The sequence below is a fragment of the Pluralibacter gergoviae ATCC 33028 = NBRC 105706 genome, from assembly GCF_001598855.1.
Lineage (GTDB): Bacteria > Pseudomonadota > Gammaproteobacteria > Enterobacterales > Enterobacteriaceae > Pluralibacter > Pluralibacter gergoviae.
Window position 1 is genome coordinate 285917 of sequence record NZ_BCZS01000003.1, and the last position, 25032, is coordinate 310948.

A 25032-nucleotide genomic window follows, 5' to 3' on the forward strand; every position below is an offset into this window, starting at 1 on the left:
ATGCAGATAAAGTGCATATAAAAAGATGAGGTAATGCCAACCTCCGCAGGCGGCAAGGGCCGGGCGCGGCGGAGATGCATTATTTTGGTGCATCGCCGTACACTTTCCCTCTCGGGCCGCCGGATACAAGAATTTAATAAAGTGTTAAATTGATGCTCACATAGTGAGTATCACTATGACCACGGCCAAATAAAGAACATACCACGTACAAAACTAAAGGTTCATCATGGATAAGTTATCTTACGCCTCAGATAGCAGCACATCTGCCTGGAACACCTATCTGCAACAAATCGAGCGCGTTGCGCCCTATCTCGGCGAACTCTCCCACTGGGTTGATACCCTGCGCCATCCCAAGCGCGCCCTGATTGTCGATATTCCGGTACAGATGGATGACGGCACTATCCGCCACTTTGAAGGCTACCGCGTCCAGCACAACCTGTCGCGCGGGCCGGGTAAAGGCGGCGTGCGCTATCACCCGGATGTCGATCTGAATGAAGTGATGGCCCTCTCCGCCTGGATGACCGTGAAGTGCGCCGCGCTCAACCTGCCCTACGGCGGGGCGAAAGGCGGCATCCGCGTCGATCCCTTCAAGCTGTCTGAAGGCGAACTTGAGCGTCTGACCCGCCGCTACACCAGCGAAATCGGCATCATCATCGGGCCGCAGAAAGATATCCCGGCACCGGACGTCGGCACCAACGGCAAAGTGATGGCGTGGATGATGGATACCTACTCCATGAACCACGGCACGACCGTTACCGGCGTTGTCACCGGCAAACCTATTCACCTCGGCGGTTCGCTGGGCCGTGAGAAAGCCACCGGCCGCGGCGTGTGGATCAGCGGCCGCGAAGTGGCCCGCCGCGCCAACATTCCTGTTGAAGGCGCACGCGTAGCCGTACAGGGCTTCGGTAACGTCGGCAGTGAAGCCGCCCGCCTGTTCGCCGCCTCCGGCGCGCGCGTAGTGGCCATTCAGGATCATACCGCCACGTTGTCAAACCCGGACGGTATCGATATGGCCGCCCTCACCGCCTGGCAGACCGAGCATAAGCAGATCGCCGGCTTCCCGGGCGCTGAAACCATCGACGACGAGGCGTTCTGGAGCATGGATATGGATATCTTTATCCCGGCCGCCCTGGAGGGGCAGATCACCCGCCACCGCGCTGAAGTCCTGAAATGTAAACTGGTTCTTGAAGGCGCCAACGGCCCGACCTATCCGGACGCTGATGACGTGCTGGCGACCCGCGGTATCATTGTGGTGCCGGACGTAGTATGTAACGCCGGCGGCGTGACCGTCAGCTACTTCGAGTGGGTCCAGGACATGGCCAGCTTCTTCTGGAGCGAAGAGGAGATCAACGAGCGGATGGATAAGATCATGACCGACGCCATGATCCACGTCTGGAACAAGGCCAGCGAAAAAGACTGCTCCCTGCGTACCGCCGCCTATATTGTTGCCTGCGAGCGTATTCTGCTGGCGCGTAAAGATCGCGGTATTTATCCGGGTTAATCACCCTGTCATGCGACTTAGTGGGCCGCCTGAGGCCCACTTGTCATTATTTCCCTATTTCTATTCTGCCTGCGCCACGCTCCACCATACGCGATCCTCAATTTTCCTGTACGTGAACGGTAGGCCGGGCAGACGTTAGCCGCCGCCCGGCAAGCGGGCGAGACAAAAAGTCTCTTATCTAATCCAGACCGTCAGCAGAATAATGATGAATGCAATAATAGCCACCTGGATAAAGACGTTATCCAGCGATCCTCTGCGCATCGCGCCCCCTTTCAGAACAGGATTTGCCAGATTGCCAGCACCAGTACCAGCAGACCCATCAGGAAAAATATCAGCGCGATGATGATGTCCGGAGAACGATTCATCTCTGCGCCTCCTTATTATCAGAACCACTGACCGAAACGTTTGATATAGAAACGCTTCATCCCCTGCGCTACCAGGCAATAGCTGAGCAGCGTCGCGACCAGCCACGGGAAGTAGCTCAGCGGCAGCGGCTCCAGTCCGACCATCGCTCCCAGCGGCGAGAACGGAATGTAGATCCCGATCGCCATAACCACCGCGGTGGTGAGCAGCACCGGCAACGTCGCCCGGCTCTGGATAAACGGAATTTTCTGCGTTCTCAGCATATGCACGACCAGCGTTTGCGACAGCAGCCCTTCAATAAACCACCCGGACTGGAACAGCGCCTGGGCCTCAACGTTATTTGCCGCAAACACGTACCACATCAGCGCGAAGGTGGTGATATCAAAAATGGACGACGTTGGGCCAATCCACAGCATAAAACGGCCGATATTCTTCGCATCCCACTTGCGCGGCTTGCGCAGAAACTCTTTGTCCATTTTGTCCCACGGCAGCGAGAGCTGGGAGAGATCGTACATCAGGTTCTGGATCAGCAGATGAATCGCCAGCATCGGCAGAAACGGAATAAACGCGCTGGCCACCAGTACCGAGAATACGTTGCCGAAGTTAGAGCTGGCGGTCATATTCAGGTACTTAATGATATTGCCGAACGTCTCACGTCCTTTGATCACCCCTTCTTCCAGCACCATCAGATCCTTTTCCAGCAGGATGATATCCGATGCCTCTTTGGCGATATCCGCAGCGCTGTCGACCGAAATACCGACATCCGCATCGCGCAGGGCCGGCGCATCGTTGATGCCGTCGCCGAGAAAGCCGACGGTGTGGCCGTTTTTCTGTAGCGTTTTCAGGATGCGCGACTTCTGCAGCGGCGTCAGCTTCGCGAAAACTGAGCGCGTTTCCACTTCGCGCTCCAGTTCGCGATCCGTCATCGCTTCAATCTGGGCGCCGGTCAGAATATCGTTGGCATCGATACCCACTTCCAGGCAAATACGCGCCGTCACCACCGGGTTATCGCCGGTCAGCACTTTCACCGCCACGCCGTTTTCGCGCAGTGCGGTAATGGCTTTTCCCGCGCTCTCTTTCGGCGGATCGAGGAAAGTCAGCATTCCCTCAACAGTCAGTCCCCGCTCATCGTCGGTGCACAGCGGCGTGGTCAGAGCGGCGTCATCCAGCTTGCGCGTTGCGACCAGCAGCACGCGGAAGCCCTGGGCGTTATAGTCCTTCGTTTTGGCTAACAGCAGATCGCGTTGGGTGTCATCCAGCGCCACAACATTGTCGCCTTCGCGAAGATGCGTGGCGACCATCAGCATCTCTTCGACAGCGCCTTTGCAGATCAGGCTTTTATCACCGTGGCGGACATCTTCCACCGACACCGAGACCCGACGGCGGACAAAATCAAACGGCAGTTCATCAAGTTTGACAAAGCGCTCTTTGGTCGCCGGCGCAATCCGCCCCTCGCCAAAGCGCAGCACCGCCCGATCCATCAGGTTGCGCGCCCCGCTCTGGCTGCTGCTGTTAAGCCAGGCCAGCGTCAGCACCCGGTCGCTCTCATGACCGCTGACATCAAGATGATGCTCAAGGATGATATTATCCTGAGTCAGCGTGCCGGTTTTATCGGTACACAGCACGTCCATAGCGCCAAAGTTCTGGATGGCGTTCAGCCGCTTGACGATCACTTTGCGCCGCGACATGGCGATAGCGCCTTTCGCCAGATTGGAGCTGACGATCATCGGCAGCATTTCCGGCGTCAGGCCAACCGCTACCGCCAGGGCAAACAGCGAGGCCTCAACCCAGTCACCTTTGCTGAAGCCGTTAATCAGCAGCACAATCGGCACCATGACCAGCATAAAGCGGATCAGCAGCCAGCTGACGCTGTTTACTCCGCGGTCGAAGGCCGTCTGGGTACGCGTGCCGACGATGGATTTCGCCAGCGAACCAAACCAGGTACGGTTTCCGGTAGCCACCACCACCGCCTGCGCCCGGCCGCTGGTCACATTAGTGCCCATCAGACAGATATTGCCCATCTCCAGCAGGCTTTTATCTTTGTTCGGCTCGGGAAGCCTGTCGCATCCTTTGCCGGAAACGCTGGCCAGAACATCATACTTCTCAACCGGCAGCGACTCGCCGCTGAGTATCGACTGGCTGACAAACAGGTCCCTGGACTCCAGCAGGCGGACGTCCGCCGGAACCAGATCCCCCGCCGCCAGGAAGATGATGTCCCCGGGCACCAGCTCCTCAATGGCAATCTCTTCCTGCACCGGCCCCGTATTCCCGGGACCGCGACGCAGCACCGTCGCCGTGGTGCGGACCATGGATTTCAGCGCCTGCGCCGCTTTGTTGGTGCGAAACTCCTGCCAGAAACGCAATAACCCGCTCAGGCTAACCATCGTGACGATAATGATGATCCCGGTCAGATCGGTCTCTTCACCGTTACGCAGCGGTAGCCAGTAATCGGTCACGAAGCTGACGGCGGCCAGCGCCATCAGGACATAGATAAACGGGTTGTTGAATGCCTGCAGAAGCTGGATCAACGCCGGCGGCGCCTGCTCATGCGCCACTTCATTGCGGCCATATTCATCCAGTCGTTCAAGGGCGTCTTCGGTGGTGAGCCCCTGGCGACTGCTGTTTAAGCGCGCCAGCGTATGATCCGGGCTGTTAAATGCCTCGATTTCAATGGCGAAGCTTTTCTTATTCTGCTTATCATTTTCTGACGCAGACCGGTTTATTTTCCGGTTTTCTATTTTCATGTCAGTCATGATTAATCCTCAAATTTAAGTCGTCGTTATCCCTGCATAAATAACTTATGCATAATTCCTTTTTACGTTATTAAACGCTTGTTACTTTAATGGCCTGGGAATATCCATCATTCACTCCTTAGACAAATGATTGTCAGAGTAAAATAGTTGCGAGATTAACTTCCCTCGACGCACCAGCGGACTGACGTAATGTTTTCGTCCCCGCCAATTCTTGTCATAATGAGATCCCGCGCTTTACGACAGTCGGCATTCCCCACCAGTTCGATGCGGATTTCTTTATGCCCCTGATCTTTTGCTGCTGTCGATACCAGTCCCTGAAGGCTGAGCGTCATCTCTTTGCTGATATTAAGCAATAGCTGACGAATCGCATTTTCATATTCGCTTTGACAGACAATATTCAGGACGTAGCATTTCTCTTCTTCTCTCGCGCCGGGGACCTGATTAATTCTCTGCGCCGCTTCGCGCAGTAGAATATTGGCGCAGAGGATGATAAGCGTTGCCGCCGCCGCTTGCCAGAACTGGCCTAAGCCGCACAGTACGCCAATCGCCGCAGAGCACCACAGGGTTGCGGCGGTATTCAGGCCGCGCACGTTCATGCCTTCACGCATGATGACGCCGGCGCCGAGAAAACCAATACCGGAAACCACCTGCGCGGCAATACGTCCGGGGCTGTCCGGCGATGTTGAAATAGAGCTCAGAATAAAAACCGCCGCGCCGGTGGCGACCAGCGCGTTAGTGCGCAGGCCGGCCATACGCTGACGCCACTGTCTTTCAGCGCCAATCAGCGCGCCCAATAGCATCGCGGCGAGTAAATTTGCGATATAAGGAAACATCAACATAGCTTCCTCCATTTTTGCTGGAAGAATTAACTACGTGCTTTATTAAGCACACGACAAATTATCGCCGCAAAGGCGATTAACGTCGTGCTGACGGTGGAGGGAATAATGTATTTTTAAACATGAACATGACGATTATCCTCGCAGCCATGCTGCGTTATTTTTATGGGATGCAATCGTCTGGATGAGGAGATTGCTGCCCGCCGGTTGGCAAGCAGCGCAGAAAAAATAGCGTCAGCTTGCCTTGATGTTTAAGTAAGGGTGACTGTCCAACATATTTCTCCTGTGTGAATTTGTGCTTATTATAGTCATTCGATTATTCGAGTAAAGTTAAAATCTCGCTTTAGTGACGATTTGTTTAGAATGACCTTAATGCGCAAGCCGGTCGCGATAACCTTAACCCCGGCGCGAACCGGAGTTAATCGCTAATCATTTTATGGTCGCCCGCCGCGCTACCAGTTAACATCGCGCAGCAGCGACAGATCCCAGGCCGTTACGCACAGCGAGGCGAAGAGAATCAGGTTGAGGACGGTCTGGATCTTTTTTTCCATGCGAGGTCTCCTTGCGTGTGTACGCCTATTACACACGGAAACGCTTACCGGTTTCTTAACGCGAATTGCCATTATTCTGCGGCTCAGGTTAGCTGATAGTGCTTATCGTGCTCCCGCTTAGCCGGCACTTCCCGGGCGTCATTCATCTGCAGCAGGTCGATCTCAATGGCGGTGCTGATGGCATCCAGCGGCAGATCGTTATTTTCAAAGCCAAACGGCTCCTCCAGCTCCTCCGCCAGCGCGTCCAGCGAAATAAAGGTGTAGGAAATCAGCACTGAAACAAACGGCGTCATATAGTGCAGGTCGGAGACCAGCGCAAACGGCAGCATGATGCAGAACAGATAGACAGTGCGGTGCAGGATCAGCGAATAGGCAAACGGCAGCGGCGTATTGGCGATACGCTCGCAGCCCGCCTGCACCGCCGACATCTCTGCCAGCCGGTTGCTAAGGCTGCTGAACAGAATGTCCGAGAGCGCACCGCGGCGGCGGTGCGCCGCCAGCCAGCCCGCCATCAGCTGCAGGATGCGGTTGGCCGGCGACTGCACGGCCAGTACTTCCTCAAGCTGCGCTTCATCCAGGTAACGGGCCAGCGTCTTCCGCTGCGGCAGCCCCCTGAGCTGCATGCGCAGGGAGTGAACGAAGGCGATTTGCAGCCGGGCGAAGGCGGCCGCATCGGCACCCTCCGGCAGCGTATTTTTTACCTCACGCAGCGCGGTTCGCGATACAATAACCAGCTCGCCCCACAGGTGGCGGGCCTCCACATAGCGGGCAAAGCAGGCGTTATTGCGAAAGCCGAGGAAGATGGCGATGGCCACGCCGAGAATGCTGAACGGCGCGACGGTTAACCGGATGCCGAGCGAGGTGTACCACGGCAGCATAATAATCACCGCCACGGAGAGCAGAAAGTTAAGCAGCAGCCGGGTAAAGATTTTAGAGAGCACCGATCCGTGCCAGACGAGGGTCCGGGTCAGCCAGTGTTCAGGTGGTCTTACAATCATGGTTTATCGTCGAAGAGGGGATGCTGCGGCAATTTAACGTGTTCTGCATCGCTATTTCAATCACTCCCTACTTTTTATATACAAATTGATAACCCCCCTTTGCTGCAGAAATGGGTTATGCCTCAAGTGTTAAGTCAGGCTGGAGGCTTGACACGGGAGTGTGATCAGTGGCTAATAGTATGTTGTAACTAATTAGCTTTATAATAAAACCCGGCGCCCGGCCGGGTTCGCGTGATTCAGCCACTCAGCACAGCGGCTTAACCGCCTGGCGCATCCCCTGACTGAGGAGCGCGTCAAGGTCGCGCGTCACGGCATCGGTCAGGCCTGGCACCTGATTCAGGTCCTGCTGCCAGTGCGCGTCGTCGCCCAGTACGGCCTCAACCAGGCCGCGGGTGGTCATCTGCTGGTCGCGGTGCAGGCCCCACAGCTGCTGATAGCGCGTCAGCCAGCGGGCGTCGTCCTGTACCGGATAGTGTTCAGCCCCGCGCTCGCCGCGGTAGAAGGCAATCAGCGCCGCCAGGGCAAAAGTGAGCCGCGGCGGCAGATGGCCGCCCTGCTCCCGCCCGGCCAGCAGTTGCGGCAGAATGCGGGTACGGAACTTGGTCATGCCGTTAAGGGCAATCGATAGCAGCTGATGCTTAATGTACGGGTTGCGGAATCTGCCGGTCACGGCGCGGGCAAATGACGCCAGCTCCGCCGGCGGCAGATCCAGCACCGGGATGATCTCCTGATGAATCGCCTTTTCCACGAAGGCGCAGATCTCCGCGTCGTCCATGGCCTCACCTACGGTATCCAGCCCGGCCTGAAACGCCACCGGCACCAGGGCGGTGTGCGCGCCGTTGAGGATAGCGACTTTGCGCTCTTTGTAGGGTTTGATGTCATCAACGATGCGCACGTTCAGCGGCAGCTTATCGAGGCGCAGCTCGGCGGCCAGCGACTGCGGCCCCTGGATAACGAACAGGTAGAAGTGTTCTGCGGTATCGAGGAAGGCATCGCGATAGCCCAGCTCCGCTTCCAGCGCGGCGGCTTCATCGCGCGGATAGCCGGTCACAATACGGTCTACCAGCGTTGAGCAGAAAGTATTAGCGCTTTCAAGCCACGCGGTGAACGCCGCCGGCAGCGCCCATTCGCGGGCGTAGCGCAGCACCAGTTCGCGCAGCGCATCGCCGTTGTAGTCAATCAGTTCGCAGGGAATGATGATCCAGCCCTTATCCGCCGCGCCGCTAAACGCGCTGTAGCGCTCGAACAGCAGGCGCGTCAGCTTGGCGGGATAGCTCACCGCCGGGGCATCATCAAACTTGTCGCCCTCGTGCCAGGCGATGCCGGCCTCGGTGGTGTTAGAGAAGACAAAGCGGATATCGGGATTGTGGGCCAGCGCCAGAAACGCCGGATAGTCGCCGTAGGCGCTGATTTCACGGTTAACGCTGCGGATGAGCCGCGCGTCGCTGACCCGCTTCCCCTGTTCGTTGAGACCGCGAATGATCGTGGTGTACAGGCCGTCCTGAATGCTCAGGGACGGCGGAAAGTCGCTGTCAATCGGGCGCACGATAACGATGCCCGCATCGAGATCGGTCTGCTCATTGAGCAGGTCAATCTGCCAGTCCACGAAGGCGCGCAGGAAGTTGCCCTCGCCAAACTGAATGATGCGCTCAGGGTACTGCGCGCCGGGGAAGTCGCGGCGGTTTAATGATTTCACAAGGGGCCCCTTATTATTGGTCATACAGCTCTGATTATTGGTCTGATAACTTAGCAGACTTCAGAACCATAAAACCCCTGTCTGGATCAAAGCGCAGACGACTATCTGTTACTGCGGGGCTAACTGCTTGTAAAACAGCGTCGTGCCCGTCATCTCACCGTCCGGCATCAGCGCAAAGGCCGGAATAACCCCTACCCGCTGCCAGCCGCAGCGGCTGTAAAATGTCTCCGCGCCGCTGCCGGTGGCGGTGTCGAGCACCAGCGTGGTTTTGTTCCCGGCGGCGGCAAGGCGCTCCAGCTCCGCCATCAGCGCGGCGGCGATGCCGCGCCGCCTGCCGCGGGAGTGGACCAGCAGCTTAGCGACCTCGGCCCGGTGGGGCTGATTTTCCGGTAAATCGACGATCAGCTGCACGGTGCCGATAACCGTATCTTTATCGTCAATTGCCGCCAGCACGCGGCGTTCGCCAGCGGCAGCGCTGCGGGCCACGCCCTGCCAGAAGGCGATAGCGGTATCGCGATGAAAAGGCAGCATAAAGCTGACGGAGGCGCCGCCGGCGACGCAGTCCTCAAGCACGTCGGCGAGCTGGGAGATGCGGTCGCGGACGGCGTCCGCGGAGAGTTGTACAAGGCGGATATCCGCAGGCATAAAAGGCTCCTTATTATTGAGCCTCTACTATCTCAGCCGCCGGCGGCAATGCAAGCCGAAGGGTCATAGGATTTCGTGATAGTGTGCGCCCGCGCTCAGCAGGCAAAAACCTGATTTTTCCCGCGCCGCTTTGCCTCATACAGCGCATCGTCGGCAAGCTTTAGCCAGGCGCCAACGTCCTGCACCTCCGGCCCGGCGGTGGCAATACCGATGCTCAGCGTCAAAGTCGCGTCGGGAAGCACCGCCATCGCCGCCGCCGCGTCCATGATCCGCGAGGCGATAAGCGCGGCCTCCTCGCCGCGGGTATCCGGCAGCAGCAGGACGAACTCATCGCCGCCGAGGCGGGCGGGCGTATCGCCTTCCCGGCTGACCATGGTGAGGATCTGCGACACGATACCGAGCATCGTGTCGCCGACTTTGTGGCCGTAGCGGTCGTTGACCTCTTTAAAATTGTCCAGATCGATAAACATCAGCACCGAGCGGCAGCGGCGCTGGCGCATGCGGTTCAGCTCAGTCGTCATGCGCCTCTCCAGCAGGCGGCGGTTGGCAATGTCCAGCAGCGGGTCCTGCATGGCGATACGCTCCAGTTCATCGCTTTTACGCCGCAGGCGGGTGGCGATGTCGTGCGTGAGCATGGAGAGCGCCAGCAGATAGACCGCAATCAGCGGCAGCGTGGCCAGCATCGTACGCTGCGTGACATAGAGCTGCACCGGCAGATCCAGCGCCAGCCAGCAGACGACAAAGGCCGTCAACATCGCCAGTACGGCGCGACGAAGCAGCGGCGCGCCGCCTGCCGCCAGCCTGTCCGTCAGCAGCAGGGTCACAATCACTACCGACGGCAGCGGATTCACCGCCATTACCGCGACCCAGAAGCCGCCGGCGCCGGCATCAACGATCAGATTCCGGTGCTCCGCCGCCAGCGGGGCCGCAGCGCGCCTTGCCAGCAGCCATGCCACAACCGGCCAGATGAAAGCGTTGATCGCCAGCAGGACGATGAGCAGCGCCGGACGGCCCAGCTCGTCAAGGACGGAGAGAATGGGGAAAAAGCAAAAAAAGGTGCCGAGAATGCGCATGGCGAACATGCGCTTAACAAAGCGCAGGCCGGGAACGCCGCGGTTTTCCAGAGGGGGAGCTGATTCACGCATTCAGTGCATTTCCCGGTTCGGTGCTGCGCCGATCATAGGCGAACTGTCGGCCCGCAACAAGCTACCAAAAAAGAGCGTTGGGCCGCCTGCCTGGCTTTACCCGGAGGCCAGCGTCAAGATTGCAGAGCGGGCAATGTCTCCCGCGCGCAGGTCTGGTTGCGGCCTCTTTTTTTAGCCTGGTACAAAAAGTCGTCCGCCTCAACAATCAGTGTATTGAATGTATCAAGCAGCGTGCGGTTTTCCGTGTAGCCATTGCCGATGCCGATACTCACCGTCACCTGCAGCGTCTGCTGCCGCCACTGAAACTGGCTGGCGGCAATGTGGGCGCGAACCGCTTCCGCCAGGCGGTAGCCCTCTTCCGCATTGCGCGTTTTGGCGGCCACCGCGAACTCCTCCCCGCCCATGCGCGCGACCAGCCCCTGGCTGCCGACCACGTCGCTCACCTGCCGCGCCAGCGCCGTCAACACGTAGTCGCCGCACTCGTGGCCGTAGTTGTCGTTGACGCTTTTAAAGTAGTCGATATCCAGCAACATTACGGTAATGTGCTGTTCCGCGGTATCGCAGGGCCGCGTTTTCAGCACCTCATATAAGCCAGAGCGGGAATAGACGCGGGTAAGAAAATCGAAATCTGCCCGCAGCGAGACCTGGCGAATCAGATTATTAATGGCAATCACGCTGGAGGCGACGATCACCGGACAGATAGCGAGCGAGGCGATGCCGAGGCGCGTGGAGAAGAGCTGCGCATTCTGCAGCGGGCCATCCACCGCGAGGTTGATAATACCGTTAGCCACGAGAATGATTTCGCTGGCGCCGGTAATGAACGTCAGCAGGCAGACTACCGGCATCGGATAGCTGATCGCGCACCAGATAAGCGCCGGCAGCGGGAACGCCAGGCTGCCGGCGCCGCCGACGGCAATGGCCGCCAGCAGCGAAACGACAAGCGCCAGCGCCGGCAGTAGCCTGCGCCAGCGAATGCCGGTAATTTCATAGGGCATGGTCAGGGTCATGACGCAGGGTAAAATCAGCACGCCGGTGGAGAACTGCTCGCTGAACCAGTCGCCGAGCATCGGCCAGAAGCCCTGATGATTGACGCCGACCGAGGCGACGGCCCCGACCAGCGCGCAGGCCAGCGACGAGATCAGGCTGTAGTTGAACAACCGCAGGGCGTTAATCGGCTCCGGATCGGTGTCCTGCAGGCGCTTATCGCGCATCACCAGCTGGGCGACCATCACGATAAACACCATGTTGGAAGCGTTAATGACCAGCGAATCCAGGCTGCCCCACTGGGTCGTTATACCGTCATAGGCCAGCATCGCCACATAGCAGATAATGTAGTAGTGAATGCGGTTCAGCCACACGTAGCGGGCGAAAACGCCGGCCATTACCGCGTTCAGCGGCCAGAACAGCGACAGCTCCTGCACCAGGCGCAGCATGGCGCCAACCGCGTAGAAAAGCGTGGTCAGCAGAAAAAGCCAGACGATATTTCGCAGCACGTGCGCTTCGCTAAAACAGGCAATACGGGGGATAACGATAGAACGCATTAATTATGGACCCTTAACGACGCGAAAATTACCTGCTGTTCATCTGTATAACAAGCCAGTGATGGATCACCGACACAATATACGCCTGCTGCCCTTCACTCAAGTCACGTCCCTGGGCAATACCGTGCCATTTCTCAAGACAGCCCCGGCAGCAGGTTGCCGTGGCGTGCTGAGCAATAAACACCGGATGCCCGCGCATTGGCGTCTGCTTGCCGTCGTTGCGCGGATGGGCCGGGGCCAGGCGCTGCGCCACAAAGTCGGCGGCGTGGCTGTCAATCACCTGCGCGCCCTTATCCCAGCAGTACTGCCGCTCTTTCGGCCCCAGCCGAAAGCGGGCGCGAAAAGTGGAGCGCCCCAGGCGGGTAAAGAGAGCGTCTAAATCCGCCATCAGAAGACCGACCTCCCGAGCCGCCGGGTCAGCGCTTCGAGCGCGGCGATCCCGGCCAGCGAATTGCCGGCCTCATCCAGTTCAGGGCACCAGACGGCGATCGCCATTTCGTGAGGCACAATGGCCACGATGCCGCCGCCGACGCCGGATTTGGCGGGCAGCCCCACGCGCCAGGCAAATTCGCCCGCATTCTGGTACATGCCGCTGGTGGCCATCAGGGCATTGATCTGCCGCGCCTGCATCGGCGTCACCACCGGTTGGCTGACGCCCGGCTGATGCCCCTGATTGGCGAGAAACAAAAAGGTCTGAGCCAGCTCGCAGCAGCTCATCCGCAGCGCGCAGTAGTGGAAGTAGTTTTGCAGTACGGTGCTGACATCATGGTCGAAGTTACCGAACGATTTCATAAGCCAGGCAATGGCCGCGTTTCGCGCCGCGTGATCCATTTCCGAGCGGGCGACTACGCTATCGTAGGCAATGTCGTCCACCGCGGCAAGTTTGCGGACAATTTCCAGCATTCGCTGGCGCGGCGCGCTCAGCCGGCCCTGCAGCATATCGCAGACCACCAGCGCCCCGGCGTTGATAAACGGATTGCGCGGTTTGCCCTGCTCTATCTCCAGCTGCAGCAGCGAGTTAAAGGGCTGTCCGGAGGGATCTTTACCGACCCGCCGCCAGATCTCGTGCTCTTCGTAGTGGTTCATCGCCACCACCAGGCTCAGCACCTTGGAGATAGACTGGATAGAAAAGCGCTCGGCGGCGTCGCCGGCGCAGAAATGCTGCCCGTCTACCGTGCTGATGGCGATGCCGAGCTTGCGCCCGTCTACGCAGGCCAGCGCCGGGATATAGTCCGCCACCCTGCCCTGGCCGATAAGCGGCGCCGCCTCGGCCAGAACTTCGCTCAGCATCTGATTATCAATACGCGTTGCCACTCTCATTCCTTCAGGCGCTTTTTTTAACGGCCCGGAGTATAGCAGCGTCGCGGGAAAGCGTCTTGTTTCCCGCGCATAAACAAAAGCAAAGCGGGAGTACGGGCCGCGGCCCGTACTCCCGACAGTAGCAGATTAAAGCGGTGATGGTTTATTTGCGGCTGGCCTGATAGAGCGCATAGCTCGACTCGACCTGGGCCCGCAGCGTGCGGCCGATATTGGCATAGTCGTACTCATTAAGGTTTGCCAGCGACACGCGGCCCCCCGGACGCGGGCTGCCGAAGCCGGAAGCGGGCAGCATGACGATCCCGGTCTGATCGGCAATGTGGTACAGCAGCTCGTTGGGCTGAATATTATTGAGCACCCACTGGCCAAATTCGGCGCCGTAAAAAGCCGTCGCGATGGTCTCGAAGTCAAGCAGCGTATAGTAGTCGGCGCTGGTTTCGTCCATCGGAACCGGCAGCCCTAACTGCTGATACAGAGCGGTATAGCGGCGGCGAATGATGCGCTTGAGGACCTGCTTGTAGCTATCATTAATGTCGATCAGCGCAAACAGCGAGAAGATGGCCATCTGCACCTGCTGCGGCGTCGATAGCCCGGCGGTATGGTTGAGGGCTACGGCGCGGCTGTCGGCAACCATCCTGTCAATGAAGGCAAGATCGCGTGGGGTGGTGGTCAGGGAGGCGTAGCGCTCGTCAAGCAGCTGCTGTTTTTCAGCGCTGAGCACCTTAATTTTGGCATCCAGCACGTTGTGCTTATGCATGGCGATAGCCCCCAGCCGCCAGCCGGTTGCACCAAAGTATTTCGAGTAGGAGTACACCAGCGCCGTGTTGTGCGGGCAGACGGCGAACAGCGAGGTAAAGTCATCGGCGAAGGTGCCGTACACGTCGTCCGTCAGGATAAACAGGTCCGGACGCTTCGTGCGCACCAGCCTGGCGATGTAATCGAGCGACTCGTCGCTCATTCTTACCGAGTCAGGGTTCCCGGGGTTAACGACGAAGAAGATTTTAATATCCGGGTCGCACAGCTTATCCAGCTCTTCGTGCGGATATTGCCAGTTGAGTTCCGGATCGGCGTTAATATTGACGATCTGCAGGTCGTAATCTTTCAGGGTCGGAATCTCAAAGTACGGCGTAAACGTCGGCATACCGATTGCCACTTTATCTCCCGGCGCAATAAGCTGGTTCTCTTTGAGTGAATTAAAGATATAGGCCATCGCGGCGGTGCCGCCCTCCACCGGGAAGATATCATAGTCTTCGGCCGAGACTTTATTACCCAGCATCTCTTTTGAGAGATAGGCGCGAATAACGTGCTCGGTTAAGCGCAGCGCTCTGGAGGGTACCGGATAATTACAGCCGAGGATCCCCTCCACGCTTTCCTGCAGAAATTCGCTGGGGCTGATGCCCATCTGATCGCCAACGTAGCTTATGATTTTCCGCAATAAACCAATGCCGGGTTCATCATTATATTTATCGAGGAAGCTTAAAAAGCGCTGCTCGATACCTTTAATATTTGGCAGACCGCCGACGTCTTTTTCCAGATAAGAGAGGTGCAATTCAGACTCTTTACTGGCAAAAAGTCCCAGCTGGAAAAATGCCTGGCGCGGGGTGGTCGCCAAAAAGTTAGGATTGCCGCGTCCGGCATTGAGCATCAGGCGATTCTCACGACTGCTCGCAGCTTTAATCAAAATATCTTTCAGTTCGAATGGGCTTAATGCACTGTACTTGCTTAAATCAATATTAGCCTTTTCCATTTTTAACTCCCATTAATATACAAACAGATATTAATTACGTGATGCGCTGCGTCCTGTTATGACAGCAGCATAATGATGACCATGCCCCAGATTGTCAGCAGCGTATTGCCTACGGCATAGGTCACGGTATAACCGAGTGCGGGCACGTTACTTTTTGCTGATTCGCAAATCATACCCAGAGCCGCCGTAGTGGTACGCGACCCGGCAATACAGCCAAACAGCAGTGCGGGGTGAAAGCGAAAAATATAGCGGCCTATATACATGCTGACGACGAGCGGCAGCAGCGTGGCGAAGATGCCCCACAGAAACAGACTGGCGCCCAGGGTTCGCAGCCCTTCAATAAAACCATGCGCGGCGTTAAGCCCGACCACGGCGATAAACACATTCAGGCCAACGGAGTTCATAAACCACAGGGTCGGTTCCGGGATCCGGCCCCCCGTTGGACGCACGGAGCGCCACCAGCCAAAGACCAGGCCGGCAATCAGCGAGCCGCCCGCCGTAGAAAGGGTCAGCGGAATACCGGCAACGTTAATAACTACCGCCCCCACCATCGTACCGATAAAGATTGCCAGCCCGATAAATGAAACGTCGGCGGCATTGCCAGGGCGGTCCGCTTTCCCTACCTCGCCGGCAAAGCGCTTGGTATCCCGGGTCATACCGGTAATGGTGAGAATGTCGTTACGGCACAGCTTTGTTCCCGGCAGCACCGGAATACTCACGCCAAGCGGACCGCGCTTAATACCGCGCAGGAAAACGCCGTGGGTGAAGGGTTCTGCGGCCAGCTGCTCCAGCGTGACGTTTGCCCACTTCTTGTTGGTAAGAAAGATATCGACGCCCTCTACGGGAACGGCGATAAGCTCAGGGTCTTCAACTTCCTGCTGCGACTGGCCGATAAGCGCCAGTATCGCGGCCCTGCTGCCCTCAATGGCAATAATATCCCCGCAGGCAATCACCTCATCCGGCGTGGCGTCGATAATCCGCTCGCCCCGGCGGATGCGGCTGATGAACAGTCGGTTCTCCCGCTGCGCCAGCTCCAGCGTCGCCACGCTGCGGCCAATGATTTCACTCGTCTCATCGACCTGGTAGGCGCGAATGGAATAGCGGTGCCACGCGGTGCCTTTCTCCTGAGTCTCCTGCCCTTCGCTCATGGTCGCTTCATACTCTTTACAGGATTTCTCAAGATTAATGCCCAGCATTCGCGGCCCAATTATTGCGAGGAATATCGCCGAGCCCACCGTCCCGAATATATAGGTGACGGCATAGGCGACCGGCATCGCATCCTCCATGGCTTTGGTTTTATCTGGCGCAAGATGCAATCGGCCAATCGCATCGGTGGCTAACCCCATTGCCGCGGAAATAGTTTGCGAGCCGGCAAATAGTCCGGTAGACGATCCTAAATCGTATCCCGCCACTTTTGCACCAATAACCGGAAATATAAGACAAAGAATACAGACCACTACCGCAAATATTGCCTGCGGAATACCATCTTTCGATATCCCATGAACAAATTGCGGACCAACGCCGTAGCCGACGGCAAAAAGAAACATTAAGAAAAAGGTGCTTTTAACGGTCCCTGATATATGAACACCCACCAGGCCGATAATCAATGCTGCGATTAGCGTCGACGTTACCGCACCTAAACTAAAACCGTGAAAACTTTTCCCTCCAAGCCAATAGCCAATGCCGATAGACAAAAATATCGCTATCTCAGGATAGGCTCGTAGCGTATTAATAAGCCACTCCATACCATATACCCCTCTATTTATTTAAATGAGGAAAGAAGATTTTTGCAATGCGTTAACTGGCGAAATCCATTCTGTGCATTGCGTACTTAATTTATTTATCAATAAGTGCGGATAGGCAGTCATTTAAAATAAACAGGCGGTAAATTGATTTACAACATGATTTGTATGACAAATGAAGCGAGCTAATGTTAGCGCGGCGTTATCGCGCAATGTAAATAATAATAAAAGCCGCTGTTTTATTTCTGATAAAAGCCGATCATTAATTATCCAGAGTGATTTTACTTTAGTCAGTAAATGCGCGTTTTTTTGGCAAATGAGATATTCGGGCAGATAACGATCGCGGCGGAAAATGATTAACAATTTATTCGCCGGCGTGAAACTTACGCTGCCGTCCCCGGCGAAGCGCGGTGAGAGTGGCCCGCAATAGGCGCCAACGGATACAGCTAAAAAAGCCCGCGGGTTGCGCGGGCTCGTGGCAGCAGGCTAGCGGTGGCTAGTGCCGATCCTTCCACACAGTCTGCACATTGCAGAACTCATGCAGACCGAAGTGCGACAGCTCGCGGCCAAAGCCGCTCTTCTTCACGCCGCCGAAGGCGACGCGGGCGTCGGAGGCGCTGTAGCCGTTGATAAACACCCCGCCGCACTCCAGCTCGCGGGAGAAGCGCTCCGCCAGCGCCGTATCGGCGGTATAAACGGTGGCCGACAGGCCAAAATCGCTATCGTTGGCAAGGGCCAGCGCATGATCCGCGTCGCGGGCCACGGTGATGGCCGCCACCGGGCCAAACATCTCCTGGCGGAACGCGGTCATCTCCGGCGTCACGTTGCCGAGCACCGTCGGCGCGTAGTAGTTGCCGGCGCCGGCGAGCTTCTCGCCGCCGAGCAGCAGCGTGGCGCCCTCCCGCAGCGTGGCGGTGACCTGCGCGTGCAGCTCATCGCGCAGATCGTAGCGCGCCATCGGCCCGAGGTAGTTCTGCTCGTCTTCCGGATTGCCCATCTTCAGCGCTTCGGTTGCCGCGACAAATTTTGCGCTAAAGGCGTCGGCAATACCGGCCTCAACGATAAAGCGCTTCGCGGCGGCGCACACCTGCCCGGTATTCTGGTAGCGGCCAATCACCGCGGCCTTCACGGCCTCATCCAGGTCGGCATCGTTGAGCACAATAAACGGATCCGAACCGCCCAGCTCCAGCACGCACTTCTTCAGCGCCGCCCCGGCCTGGGCGCCGATCGCTTTCCCCGCCCGCATGCTGCCGGTCAGGGTGACGGCGGCGATACGCGGATCGTTAATCATCTGCGAGACGCCGTCATTGGTGGCATTAACCCAGCCGAAGACGCCTTGCGGAATGCCGGCGTCGCGAAAGATCTCGCCAATCAGCCGGGCGCAGCCCATCACGTTCGGGGCATGCTTGAGCAGATAGCTGTTGCCCGCCAGCAGGATCGGCACCGCGCCGCGCAGCACCTGCCACAGCGGGAAGTTCCACGGCATCACGGCGGCAATCGGCCCCAGCGGACGATACTCAATCGTCGCCTTGTTGTTTTCCACCATCGTCGGCTCGGAGGCCAGCATCGCCGGGCCGTGCTCCGCATACCAGTCGCACAGTCCGGCCGACTTGGCGACTTCCCCCCGGGCCTGGGCAATGGGTTTGCCCATCTCGCGGCTGATGGTCAGCGCCATCTCGTCGGCGCGGTGGCGCAGCGTGCGTCCGAGCTGGCGCAGCGCATCGGCGCGCTGGGCAACGGTGGCGGTTTTCCAGCGGCGATAGCCGCTGTCGGCCTGCGCAATGGCGCGATCGACGTCTTCAGCCGTGGCCCACGGCAGCGTGGAAAGGGTTTCACCGGTTGCCGGGTTGACGGAGATAGCGTGGGTTGCAGGTGATGTCATGTTGTCTCTCCAGATAGGGAACGATTTGCAGGATAGTGCCCCACTCTGCTATTTATGGAAAATGAATAATATTAACCATCCCATTCACGATGCGAGAATACTGTGGATCTGACCCAGCTTGAGATGTTTAACGCCGTGGCCCGGGAAGGCAGCATTACCCAGGCCGCGCGCAGGGTGCACCGCGTGCCCTCCAATCTGACTACCCGCATCCGCCAGTTGGAGGACGATCTCGGCGTGGCGCTATTTATTCGCGAAAACCAGCGCCTGCGCCTGTCGCCCGCCGGACACAGCTTCCTGCGCTACAGCGAGCAGATCCTCGCCCTGGTGGACGAAGCCCGCATGGTGGTGGCCGGCGATGAGCCGCAGGGGCTGTTTTCGGTTGGTTCGCTGGAGAGCACCGCCGCCGTGCGCATTCCGCCGACGCTGGCGCGCTATAACCAGCGCTATCCCAAGATCCAGTTCGATCTGGCGACCGGCCCTTCCGGGACCATGATTGACGGCGTGCTGGAGGGAACGCTCAGCGCCGCGTTCGTCGACGGGCCGGTGATGAATCCGGGTCTGGAGGGGATCCCGGTTTACCGGGAAGAGATGATGATCGTCGCGCCGAAGGGGCATCCGCCGGTGACGCGCGGCGGCGACGTTAACGGCAGCAGCATCTACGCCTTTCGCGCCAACTGCTCCTACCGCCGCCATTTCGAAAGCTGGTTCCACGCCGACGGCGCCGCCCCGGGACGTATTCACGAAATGGAGTCCTACCACGGTATGCTGGCCTGCGCGATCGCCGGCGCCGGGCTGGCGATGATGCCCCGCTCGATGCTCGAAAGTATGCCCGGTCATCATCAGGTCGAAGCGTGGCCGCTGCCGGAGAAGTGGCGCTGGCTCACCACCTGGCTTATCTGGCGGCGCGGAGCAAAAACCCGGCAGCTCGACGCCTTTATCGAACTGCTGGATGAGGCTCCGGCCGCGGCGTCCTAGAAGCGCCAGTTAAACCCGGCGTTGACGCTGTTGTCCTGGTGATTCGATGACAGCAGCCCGCCGTAGCCCAGCGTCAGCGCGGCGTTATCGTTCACCGCGACCTCCGCGCCGGCCTTCAGCAGCAGGCCGTCCCGCGACACCGGCACGCTGCGAGTCACGAACGCCGCATCGCTATTGCGGAAGTGCAGCCCGGTTCCCCGGTCGCGGTCGCCGTACTGATGCTGCCAGCCCGCTTCGCCGCGCAGCGACACCGCCGTCTCTTTAGCTACCTGCCAGGTGGTGTCCGCCCGCAGGCCCAGCGTTGAGAGCGTCGCATCGGTATGCTGCTTGCCGCCGCCCAGCGCCGCCGCGCCGCCGTGCTCGCCGATGCGGTTATTCTCAAAGTTGACGTAGGCCAGATTGGCGAACGGCTCCAGGTTCACCCATCCGGTCTCAACGCCGTAGCCGGTTTCCGCAAACAGCTGCGCGGTGCGCGCGCTGTAGCTCGCCGACGCCCGGTCGCGCTGCGCCCCGTAGGCGATGTCCCGCGAGGTGCCGATGCGGTGCCAGGTGTAGCCCGCGCCGGTGCGCAGTGCGAGATTGCCGAACTCCCGTCCGCCGTAAGCCGCCAGGTGGTAGTTGTCGCTGTCGCCCTTCGCCCCGTGGCCGCCGTCCAGCGAGGTGCGGGTATAGCCCGTCGCCACGCCGAGCCGCCAGTCGTTGGCAACCTCGGCGTCCAGCCCCAGCAGCACACCGTAGGTATTTGCCTGGTAGCCGGTGCCCGAGGCGTGGTCCCACGCGCCGAGCAGCTGCGCCCAGGCGCCGCTTTCGTCAGCCTTGATTTCCGACGGGCCCGCCAGCCCCTCGCTCTGGCGCAGACGGCCGTTGAGCGTTTCGCGCAGGTAGCGGCTGTCGTTGACCAGCGCCGAGGCGATATCGGCGTGGATTTGCCCGCCCAGCTGCCGGAAGGCGTGCCGCGCCTCGCCCGCGCTGCCGCTGGCCAGAATGCTTTCATACACCGGATGGCCCGCGTCGAGGGACTCCGCCGCCCGGGCCACGCCGCGCTGGTTGCGGGTTGCCGCCACGCTCTCAAAGCGGCGGTCGTTGCGGCCGACGTCGAGCAGCACGCGGTCCGGCCGGTAGCGCAGCGCAGTGCCGAGGAACAGGTACTGCGGCGCCGCCGAATCAAACTGCCCGCTGACGCCGCCCGCCGCGCTGAGAATGTCGTAGCGCTGCCCGGCGAGGCTGCGCACCTGCGCCTGGCTCAGTAAATTGCGGTCGTTTTCAAGTGACACCGTCACGTCACCGCCATTAATCTGCGCCGCGCCGCCGCTGGCAATGCGGTCGCTGCGCCCGTCCGCGCCGACCTCTACCGCGTAGCGTGAACCGGGCTCAAAGCGCAGGTCGCGATCGACGCTGAGGGTGCCGATGGAGTTGCCCGGCGCCACGGTGCCGCCGCGATTGGCGGTCAGGGAGCCGACGCGGCCGCTGCCGCCGACGATACCGCCGCCCTGCACGCTGACGTCAGAAGTCAGCGAGCCGTTGACCGCCAGCCGCCCTTCGTTGACCCGCGTCGGACCTGAATAGGTGTTCGCGCCGGCGAGCACCAGCGTCCCAATGCCGAGCTTGGTCAGTCCGCCGTGGCCCGAGATATCGTTGCGCCAGACGTCGAGCCCGCACAGTACGCTGTCGCAAACGCGCTGGGTCGGCTTGCCCGCATCGAGCACGGCGCCGACGCCCGGCAGATCCACCACAAATTGCGAGGGGCCGTAGGCGCCTTTGATGCGCAGCGCCTCGGGAATGTCCTCTTCGGTAACCAGCATGCCCGGCCCGTCGATGGCTTTACCGAGATTGATCATCCCCCAGCCGAACAGCGGGTCGATACCCGGCGCGCCCATATCGGTGGCGGTGGTCTTCAGCACTTCCGCCACCTGCGCCCCGGTCATATAGGGGAAGCGCTCCATCAGTACCGCAATGCTGCCCGCCGTATGCGGTGCGGCCATCGAGGTGCCGCTGTAGCGCGCGTAGCCGGTGGTCAGGTCCTCGAGGCTGGTGCCGTTGATGACCGAGCTGTAGACCCGCGTCCCCGGCGCCGAGACGCAGAAGCTGGCGGTGTAGCCGCAGCGCGATGAAAAGGTGCTGATGCTGTAATCGCCGCGGTTTTGCGGATCCTGGAGACTGGACACCGACAGCCAGTTCGGCGCGATATCCGGCACAAAGTAGGCCAGCCCGGCCATCGCATCAGGATTATTGAGGTTGCCGTCGTTGCCGGCGGCAAAGATAGTGACCACGCCGCTGCGCGCCGCGTCGATAGCGCCCTGATAGGCCCCGCCCGGCGCCGTGCCGAGAATAGCGCGGATCTGGTCGAACTGCTTTTGCGCGTCCGCCACCGAAAAGTGGGGAAAGGCCGGGTTGTAGCCGCCCTCGGCAAACTTTTCGGTGATGCCGATCCCCCAGCTGTTATTGATGATGCGCGCCCCGCTGTCTACCAGCGCCTCCCAGCCCGCTTTATAGACCGCGCCGTCGTTACCGAGAATAATGCCGTCCTCCGGTCCGGGGTCGCCGTTTTCCGCGCTGACGATCTGCGCGCCGTAGGCCACGCCGTGCATCGGACCGCCGTCGCGGCTGCCGGCGGCAATACCGCCGACGTGGGTACCGTGAGAGCCCAGCGTGCCGTCAGAATCCTGACTCGGCGTGCCGTCGTAGCGAAATTTGTCGCCTTTTTTCACCGGAATATAGGGATCGGTGTATTCGCGGATCCCCTCCGTCACCAGATTAACGACTTTATTGTCGCCGGAGAATTCGGGATGCTTCGCGTAAACCGGCTGATCGAATATGCCGAGCCTGACGCCTTTACCGCTGTAGCCCGCCGCGTAGGCGCGGTCGGCGTTAATCGCTCCGAGCCCCCACTCGGCGTTAAATTCCGGCGTTCGCCAGCTCGCGGGATCGCCCGCCCTGCCAGGCTCAATATAATCCGCGGCGTGGGCGCTGCCGTATGCGGCAAGATAAACCAATATCGCTCCCCACCGCAGCCGGAAATTGCCGCACGGCGGGCGAGCGTTATTCACACTGTTAATGTCTTTAATCATTCCAGAGAGCATCCCTTGTTATTGAGCCGTTATTACGTGAATTTATACGACATATTTTGCAATATAAAACAATAATCGCTCACCTCTCGCTGTCAATAAACGCCGGTGCAATTTCGGTGGGCTTATCGCGATGTAAACACTTTCAAAAATAAGAAATAGTGATGATTATCAGGCAACCTTGAGCAACGCTCAAGACTCGCCAGCCAGGACAGCAACGTAATGATTTACATAGATAAAATCACAACCCCTCTGTGCCAGTATATTTATAATGATGACTCCATTCATAAAATGAGTGGCAATAAAGGAGTCAGAAACCACAAGCGCCAGAAAATCCACAGAATAATGAACCATAATTTTTCCAGGGAGGCGATAATACGGGGTGATCCTCTGACGCAAAGCCATTATCAGGATGATAAAACTGGCCATAGACCACACTAAAAGAATTGTTTTACTTATTCCAGAATAACCTTACAGTGCGCACCAAGGAATATATGGCAGAGGAAATTGCACTTGCTGGAAAACCCGCCCGCGCTGCCGCGGGCGAATATTTTCAATGACAGGGAAGGATTGTTCCTTTCATCCAGGTCGTCGCCTGGCCGGCCATAAGCACCCGATCGTTGTTAAGTACGCAGCGCACATCGCCGCCGCGAAAAGATATTTGCCGGGCCAGCAGCGAATTTCTGCCGAGCTTTTCACTCCAGTAAGGAATAAGCATGGTATGGGCTGAGCCGGTTACCGGATCCTCCCACACGGCTTCGCCGGGGGAGAAAAAACGGCTGACGAAGTCATATTTCCCCTCGCCTTTTGCCGTTACCGTCACTTTATGCTCGCCGGGGATCATGCGGTGAATATCCGGCGCGAGGTCAGCCACCTGGCGGGCGTCCGCCAGTTCGATCAGCCACGCCCGCCCTTTGCGCGCGGCGAGATAGCGGCGGATGCCCAGCGCGTCGAGCATCGCCCCGGGCGGCGTTTGCTCAACGCTATCGCCCGCGGGGAAGTCCAGCGTCAGCCATTCGCCTTCCCGGCTCACGCGGAGCGTGCCGGAAGCCGTTGTGAAGCGGATCGCCGGTTCAGGGTAGTCAAGATGGCGGAACAGCACGTGGGCGGTGGCCAGCGTCGCGTGTCCGCAGAGGTTCACCTCGCCGCGGGTGGTGAACCAGCGCAGGCCGATCCCGGCGGCATCGCGCACAAAAAAGGCCGTTTCCGACTGATTGTGCTCGCGCGCCATCGCCAGCAGTCGCTCATCGGGGAGCCACTGCGCCAGTTCGCACACCGCCGCCGGGTTGCCGCCGAAGTTGCGGTCGCTGAAGGCGTCTACCAGCCAGATGGGGATCGCGTGCGCCATCAGATCGCCTCCCGCAGCATCACCGTGCCAATCAGGTAGGTTCTGGCCTCGCCGCTGATAAGCACCCGGTCGCCCCGCCATTCGCAGCGCAGCTCGCCGCCGCGGGCGGAGATCTGCCGCGCCTGCATCTGCTTTTTGCCCAGCCGTTCGCCCCAGTACGGGATGAGCATACTGTGGGCCGAACCGGTGACCGGATCTTCCGCCACCGCCTCGCCGGGACAGAAGAAGCGGCTGACGAAATCGACCTCGTCGCCGGGGGCGGTAACGCACACCATTTTCTCCAGCGGCCGCATGGCGTGAATATCCGGCGCCAGGGCCGTCACCTGCTGCTCATTTTCCAGCACCACCAGGTAGTCGCGACCGAGGCGAAATGCCTGCGCGCCGTCGATACCGAGGCCCGAAAGCAGCAGCGCCGGAGGCTGCACCGGCGCAGTTTGCCACGCCGGAAAATCCATCGTCAGCCAGTCGCCGCTGCGCTTCACGGTTAGCTCACCGACGAAGCGGGTTGTGAAGCGGATTTCGGCGTGGGGATAGTCGAGATACTCAAAAATGACGTGGGCGCTGGCGAGCGTGGCGTGTCCGCAGAGGTTGATTTCCCCCTGGGTGGTAAACCAGCGCAGTTCGAAGCCGCCGTCGGTGCGGACAAAGAAAGCCGTTTCCGACTGATTATGCTCCTGGGCCATTTTCAGCAGCGTCGCGTCCGGCAGCCAGTCGACCAGCGGGCACACGGCGGCCGGATTGCCGCCAAAGGCGCGGTCGCTGAAGGCGTCTACCATATAAAACGGGATCTCGAGCATTGTCTGTCCTTTGCATAAATATCGCGGGAGAAGCGCGGCATAGCGCTTCAATATGAGATCTAAATCACAAAATGATTGTATTCTGCGCAGCGTTGGTTTTAAGATCGAATCCTCTTCTTTCCGCAACCAA

Annotated in this window: 19 protein-coding genes; 2 read left to right on the forward strand and 17 right to left on the reverse strand. The window is 59.1% G+C overall.

The window, feature by feature from the left end; genetic code table 11:
- The first annotated feature begins 226 nt into the window (after positions 1 to 226).
- On the forward strand, positions 227 to 1501 hold the full coding sequence (locus ENGE1_RS05515) for a Glu/Leu/Phe/Val family dehydrogenase (protein ID WP_064360560.1): 1275 nt from the start codon (positions 227 to 229) through the stop codon (positions 1499 to 1501).
- A gap of 174 nt (positions 1502 to 1675) precedes the next feature.
- Here ENGE1_RS05515 and mgtU read toward each other — a convergent pair whose 3' ends face one another.
- From mgtU to sad, 14 genes are all read right to left on the reverse strand, one after another.
- Positions 1676 to 1762 (reverse strand): magnesium transporter protection protein MgtU, encoded by an 87-nt coding sequence (gene mgtU / locus ENGE1_RS29180; protein WP_254712453.1) that lies wholly within the window; start codon positions 1760 to 1762, stop codon positions 1676 to 1678.
- An 11-nt stretch (positions 1763 to 1773) separates the two neighbouring features.
- On the reverse strand, positions 1774 to 1866 hold the full coding sequence (gene mgtR / locus ENGE1_RS28350; protein WP_098939801.1) for a protein MgtR: 93 nt from the start codon (positions 1864 to 1866) through the stop codon (positions 1774 to 1776).
- A gap of 18 nt (positions 1867 to 1884) precedes the next feature.
- On the reverse strand, positions 1885 to 4617 hold the full coding sequence (mgtA, locus tag ENGE1_RS05520; protein WP_048252718.1) for a magnesium-translocating P-type ATPase: 2733 nt from the start codon (positions 4615 to 4617) through the stop codon (positions 1885 to 1887).
- A 155-nt stretch (positions 4618 to 4772) separates the two neighbouring features.
- Positions 4773 to 5468 (reverse strand): MgtC family protein, encoded by a 696-nt coding sequence (locus ENGE1_RS05525; protein WP_087464862.1) that lies wholly within the window; start codon positions 5466 to 5468, stop codon positions 4773 to 4775.
- Between the two features lie 619 nt (positions 5469 to 6087).
- Positions 6088 to 7002, reverse strand: coding sequence for a bestrophin family protein (locus ENGE1_RS05530; RefSeq protein ID WP_048252719.1), 915 nt, complete (start codon positions 7000 to 7002; stop codon positions 6088 to 6090).
- A 244-nt stretch (positions 7003 to 7246) separates the two neighbouring features.
- Positions 7247 to 8698: a tagaturonate reductase gene (locus tag ENGE1_RS05535; protein WP_048252765.1), complete on the reverse strand. Its 1452-nt coding sequence runs from the start codon at positions 8696 to 8698 to the stop codon at positions 7247 to 7249.
- A 108-nt stretch (positions 8699 to 8806) separates the two neighbouring features.
- The gene (locus ENGE1_RS05540; RefSeq protein ID WP_043083960.1) at positions 8807 to 9343 is read right to left on the reverse strand and encodes a GNAT family N-acetyltransferase; all 537 of its coding nucleotides are present in this window, start codon (positions 9341 to 9343) and stop codon (positions 8807 to 8809) included.
- A 95-nt stretch (positions 9344 to 9438) separates the two neighbouring features.
- Positions 9439 to 10425 carry a sensor domain-containing diguanylate cyclase gene (locus tag ENGE1_RS05545; RefSeq protein ID WP_048252766.1) on the reverse strand — a complete coding sequence of 329 codons (987 nt, stop codon included), beginning with the start codon at positions 10423 to 10425 and terminating at the stop codon, positions 9439 to 9441.
- 176 nt (positions 10426 to 10601) lie between these two features.
- The gene (locus ENGE1_RS05550) at positions 10602 to 12029 is read right to left on the reverse strand and encodes a sensor domain-containing diguanylate cyclase (protein ID WP_043083959.1); all 1428 of its coding nucleotides are present in this window, start codon (positions 12027 to 12029) and stop codon (positions 10602 to 10604) included.
- A gap of 28 nt (positions 12030 to 12057) precedes the next feature.
- Positions 12058 to 12417 carry a DUF4186 domain-containing protein gene (locus ENGE1_RS05555; protein ID WP_043083958.1) on the reverse strand — a complete coding sequence of 120 codons (360 nt, stop codon included), beginning with the start codon at positions 12415 to 12417 and terminating at the stop codon, positions 12058 to 12060.
- Positions 12417 to 13343 (reverse strand): glutaminase B, encoded by a 927-nt coding sequence (gene glsB / locus ENGE1_RS05560; RefSeq protein WP_043083957.1) that lies wholly within the window; start codon positions 13341 to 13343, stop codon positions 12417 to 12419. The genes ENGE1_RS05555 and glsB overlap by 1 nt, the downstream gene beginning before the upstream one ends.
- Before the next feature lie 148 nt (positions 13344 to 13491).
- A complete protein-coding gene (locus ENGE1_RS05565) occupies positions 13492 to 15093 on the reverse strand; it encodes a bifunctional aspartate transaminase/aspartate 4-decarboxylase (protein ID WP_048252720.1) in 1602 nt (533 codons plus the stop codon).
- A 56-nt stretch (positions 15094 to 15149) separates the two neighbouring features.
- Positions 15150 to 16838 carry an aspartate-alanine antiporter gene (aspT, locus tag ENGE1_RS05570; protein ID WP_045291009.1) on the reverse strand — a complete coding sequence of 563 codons (1689 nt, stop codon included), beginning with the start codon at positions 16836 to 16838 and terminating at the stop codon, positions 15150 to 15152.
- A 493-nt stretch (positions 16839 to 17331) separates the two neighbouring features.
- Positions 17332 to 18717, reverse strand: coding sequence for a succinate-semialdehyde dehydrogenase (sad, locus tag ENGE1_RS05575; protein ID WP_045291007.1), 1386 nt, complete (start codon positions 18715 to 18717; stop codon positions 17332 to 17334).
- A 102-nt stretch (positions 18718 to 18819) separates the two neighbouring features.
- Here sad and ptrR point away from each other — a divergent pair, with 102 nt between their 5' ends.
- Entirely contained in the window at positions 18820 to 19692 is an 873-nt protein-coding gene (ptrR, locus tag ENGE1_RS05580) for a putrescine utilization regulator PtrR (protein WP_045291006.1), read from the forward strand.
- Here ptrR and ENGE1_RS05585 read toward each other — a convergent pair.
- From ENGE1_RS05585 to ENGE1_RS05600, 3 genes are all read right to left on the reverse strand, one after another.
- Positions 19689 to 22688 (reverse strand): autotransporter outer membrane beta-barrel domain-containing protein, encoded by a 3000-nt coding sequence (locus tag ENGE1_RS05585; protein WP_064360562.1) that lies wholly within the window; start codon positions 22686 to 22688, stop codon positions 19689 to 19691. The genes ptrR and ENGE1_RS05585 overlap by 4 nt on opposite strands.
- Before the next feature lie 622 nt (positions 22689 to 23310).
- A complete protein-coding gene (locus ENGE1_RS05595) occupies positions 23311 to 24105 on the reverse strand; it encodes a PhzF family phenazine biosynthesis protein (protein ID WP_048252722.1) in 795 nt (264 codons plus the stop codon).
- Positions 24105 to 24902 carry a PhzF family phenazine biosynthesis protein gene (locus tag ENGE1_RS05600; RefSeq protein ID WP_048252723.1) on the reverse strand — a complete coding sequence of 266 codons (798 nt, stop codon included), beginning with the start codon at positions 24900 to 24902 and terminating at the stop codon, positions 24105 to 24107. The genes ENGE1_RS05595 and ENGE1_RS05600 overlap by 1 nt, the downstream gene beginning before the upstream one ends.
- Between the last annotated feature and the right edge of the window lie 130 nt (positions 24903 to 25032).

Bases quoted from the DNA above. Each gene is read 5' to 3' on its own strand.
- ENGE1_RS05550 (WP_043083959.1), bottom strand. From the start codon at position 12,029: ATGCGTTCTATCGTTATCCCCCGTATTGCCTGTTTTAGCGAAGCGCAC.
- ENGE1_RS05555 (WP_043083958.1), bottom strand. From the start codon at position 12,417: ATGGCGGATTTAGACGCTCTCTTTACCCGCCTGGGGCGCTCCACTTTT.
- mgtU (WP_254712453.1), bottom strand. From the start codon at position 1,762: ATGCGCAGAGGATCGCTGGATAACGTCTTTATCCAGGTGGCTATTATT.
- ENGE1_RS05595 (WP_048252722.1), bottom strand. From the start codon at position 24,105: ATGGCGCACGCGATCCCCATCTGGCTGGTAGACGCCTTCAGCGACCGC.
- mgtR (WP_098939801.1), bottom strand. From the start codon at position 1,866: ATGAATCGTTCTCCGGACATCATCATCGCGCTGATATTTTTCCTGATG.
- ENGE1_RS05515 (WP_064360560.1), top strand. From the start codon at position 227: ATGGATAAGTTATCTTACGCCTCAGATAGCAGCACATCTGCCTGGAAC.
- ENGE1_RS05540 (WP_043083960.1), bottom strand. From the start codon at position 9,343: ATGCCTGCGGATATCCGCCTTGTACAACTCTCCGCGGACGCCGTCCGC.
- ENGE1_RS05565 (WP_048252720.1), bottom strand. From the start codon at position 15,093: ATGGAAAAGGCTAATATTGATTTAAGCAAGTACAGTGCATTAAGCCCA.
- sad (WP_045291007.1), bottom strand. From the start codon at position 18,717: ATGACATCACCTGCAACCCACGCTATCTCCGTCAACCCGGCAACCGGT.
- mgtA (WP_048252718.1), bottom strand. From the start codon at position 4,617: ATGACTGACATGAAAATAGAAAACCGGAAAATAAACCGGTCTGCGTCA.
- ENGE1_RS05545 (WP_048252766.1), bottom strand. From the start codon at position 10,425: ATGTTCGCCATGCGCATTCTCGGCACCTTTTTTTGCTTTTTCCCCATT.
- aspT (WP_045291009.1), bottom strand. From the start codon at position 16,838: ATGGAGTGGCTTATTAATACGCTACGAGCCTATCCTGAGATAGCGATA.
- ENGE1_RS05600 (WP_048252723.1), bottom strand. From the start codon at position 24,902: ATGCTCGAGATCCCGTTTTATATGGTAGACGCCTTCAGCGACCGCGCC.
- ENGE1_RS05525 (WP_087464862.1), bottom strand. From the start codon at position 5,468: ATGGAGGAAGCTATGTTGATGTTTCCTTATATCGCAAATTTACTCGCC.
- ENGE1_RS05530 (WP_048252719.1), bottom strand. From the start codon at position 7,002: ATGATTGTAAGACCACCTGAACACTGGCTGACCCGGACCCTCGTCTGG.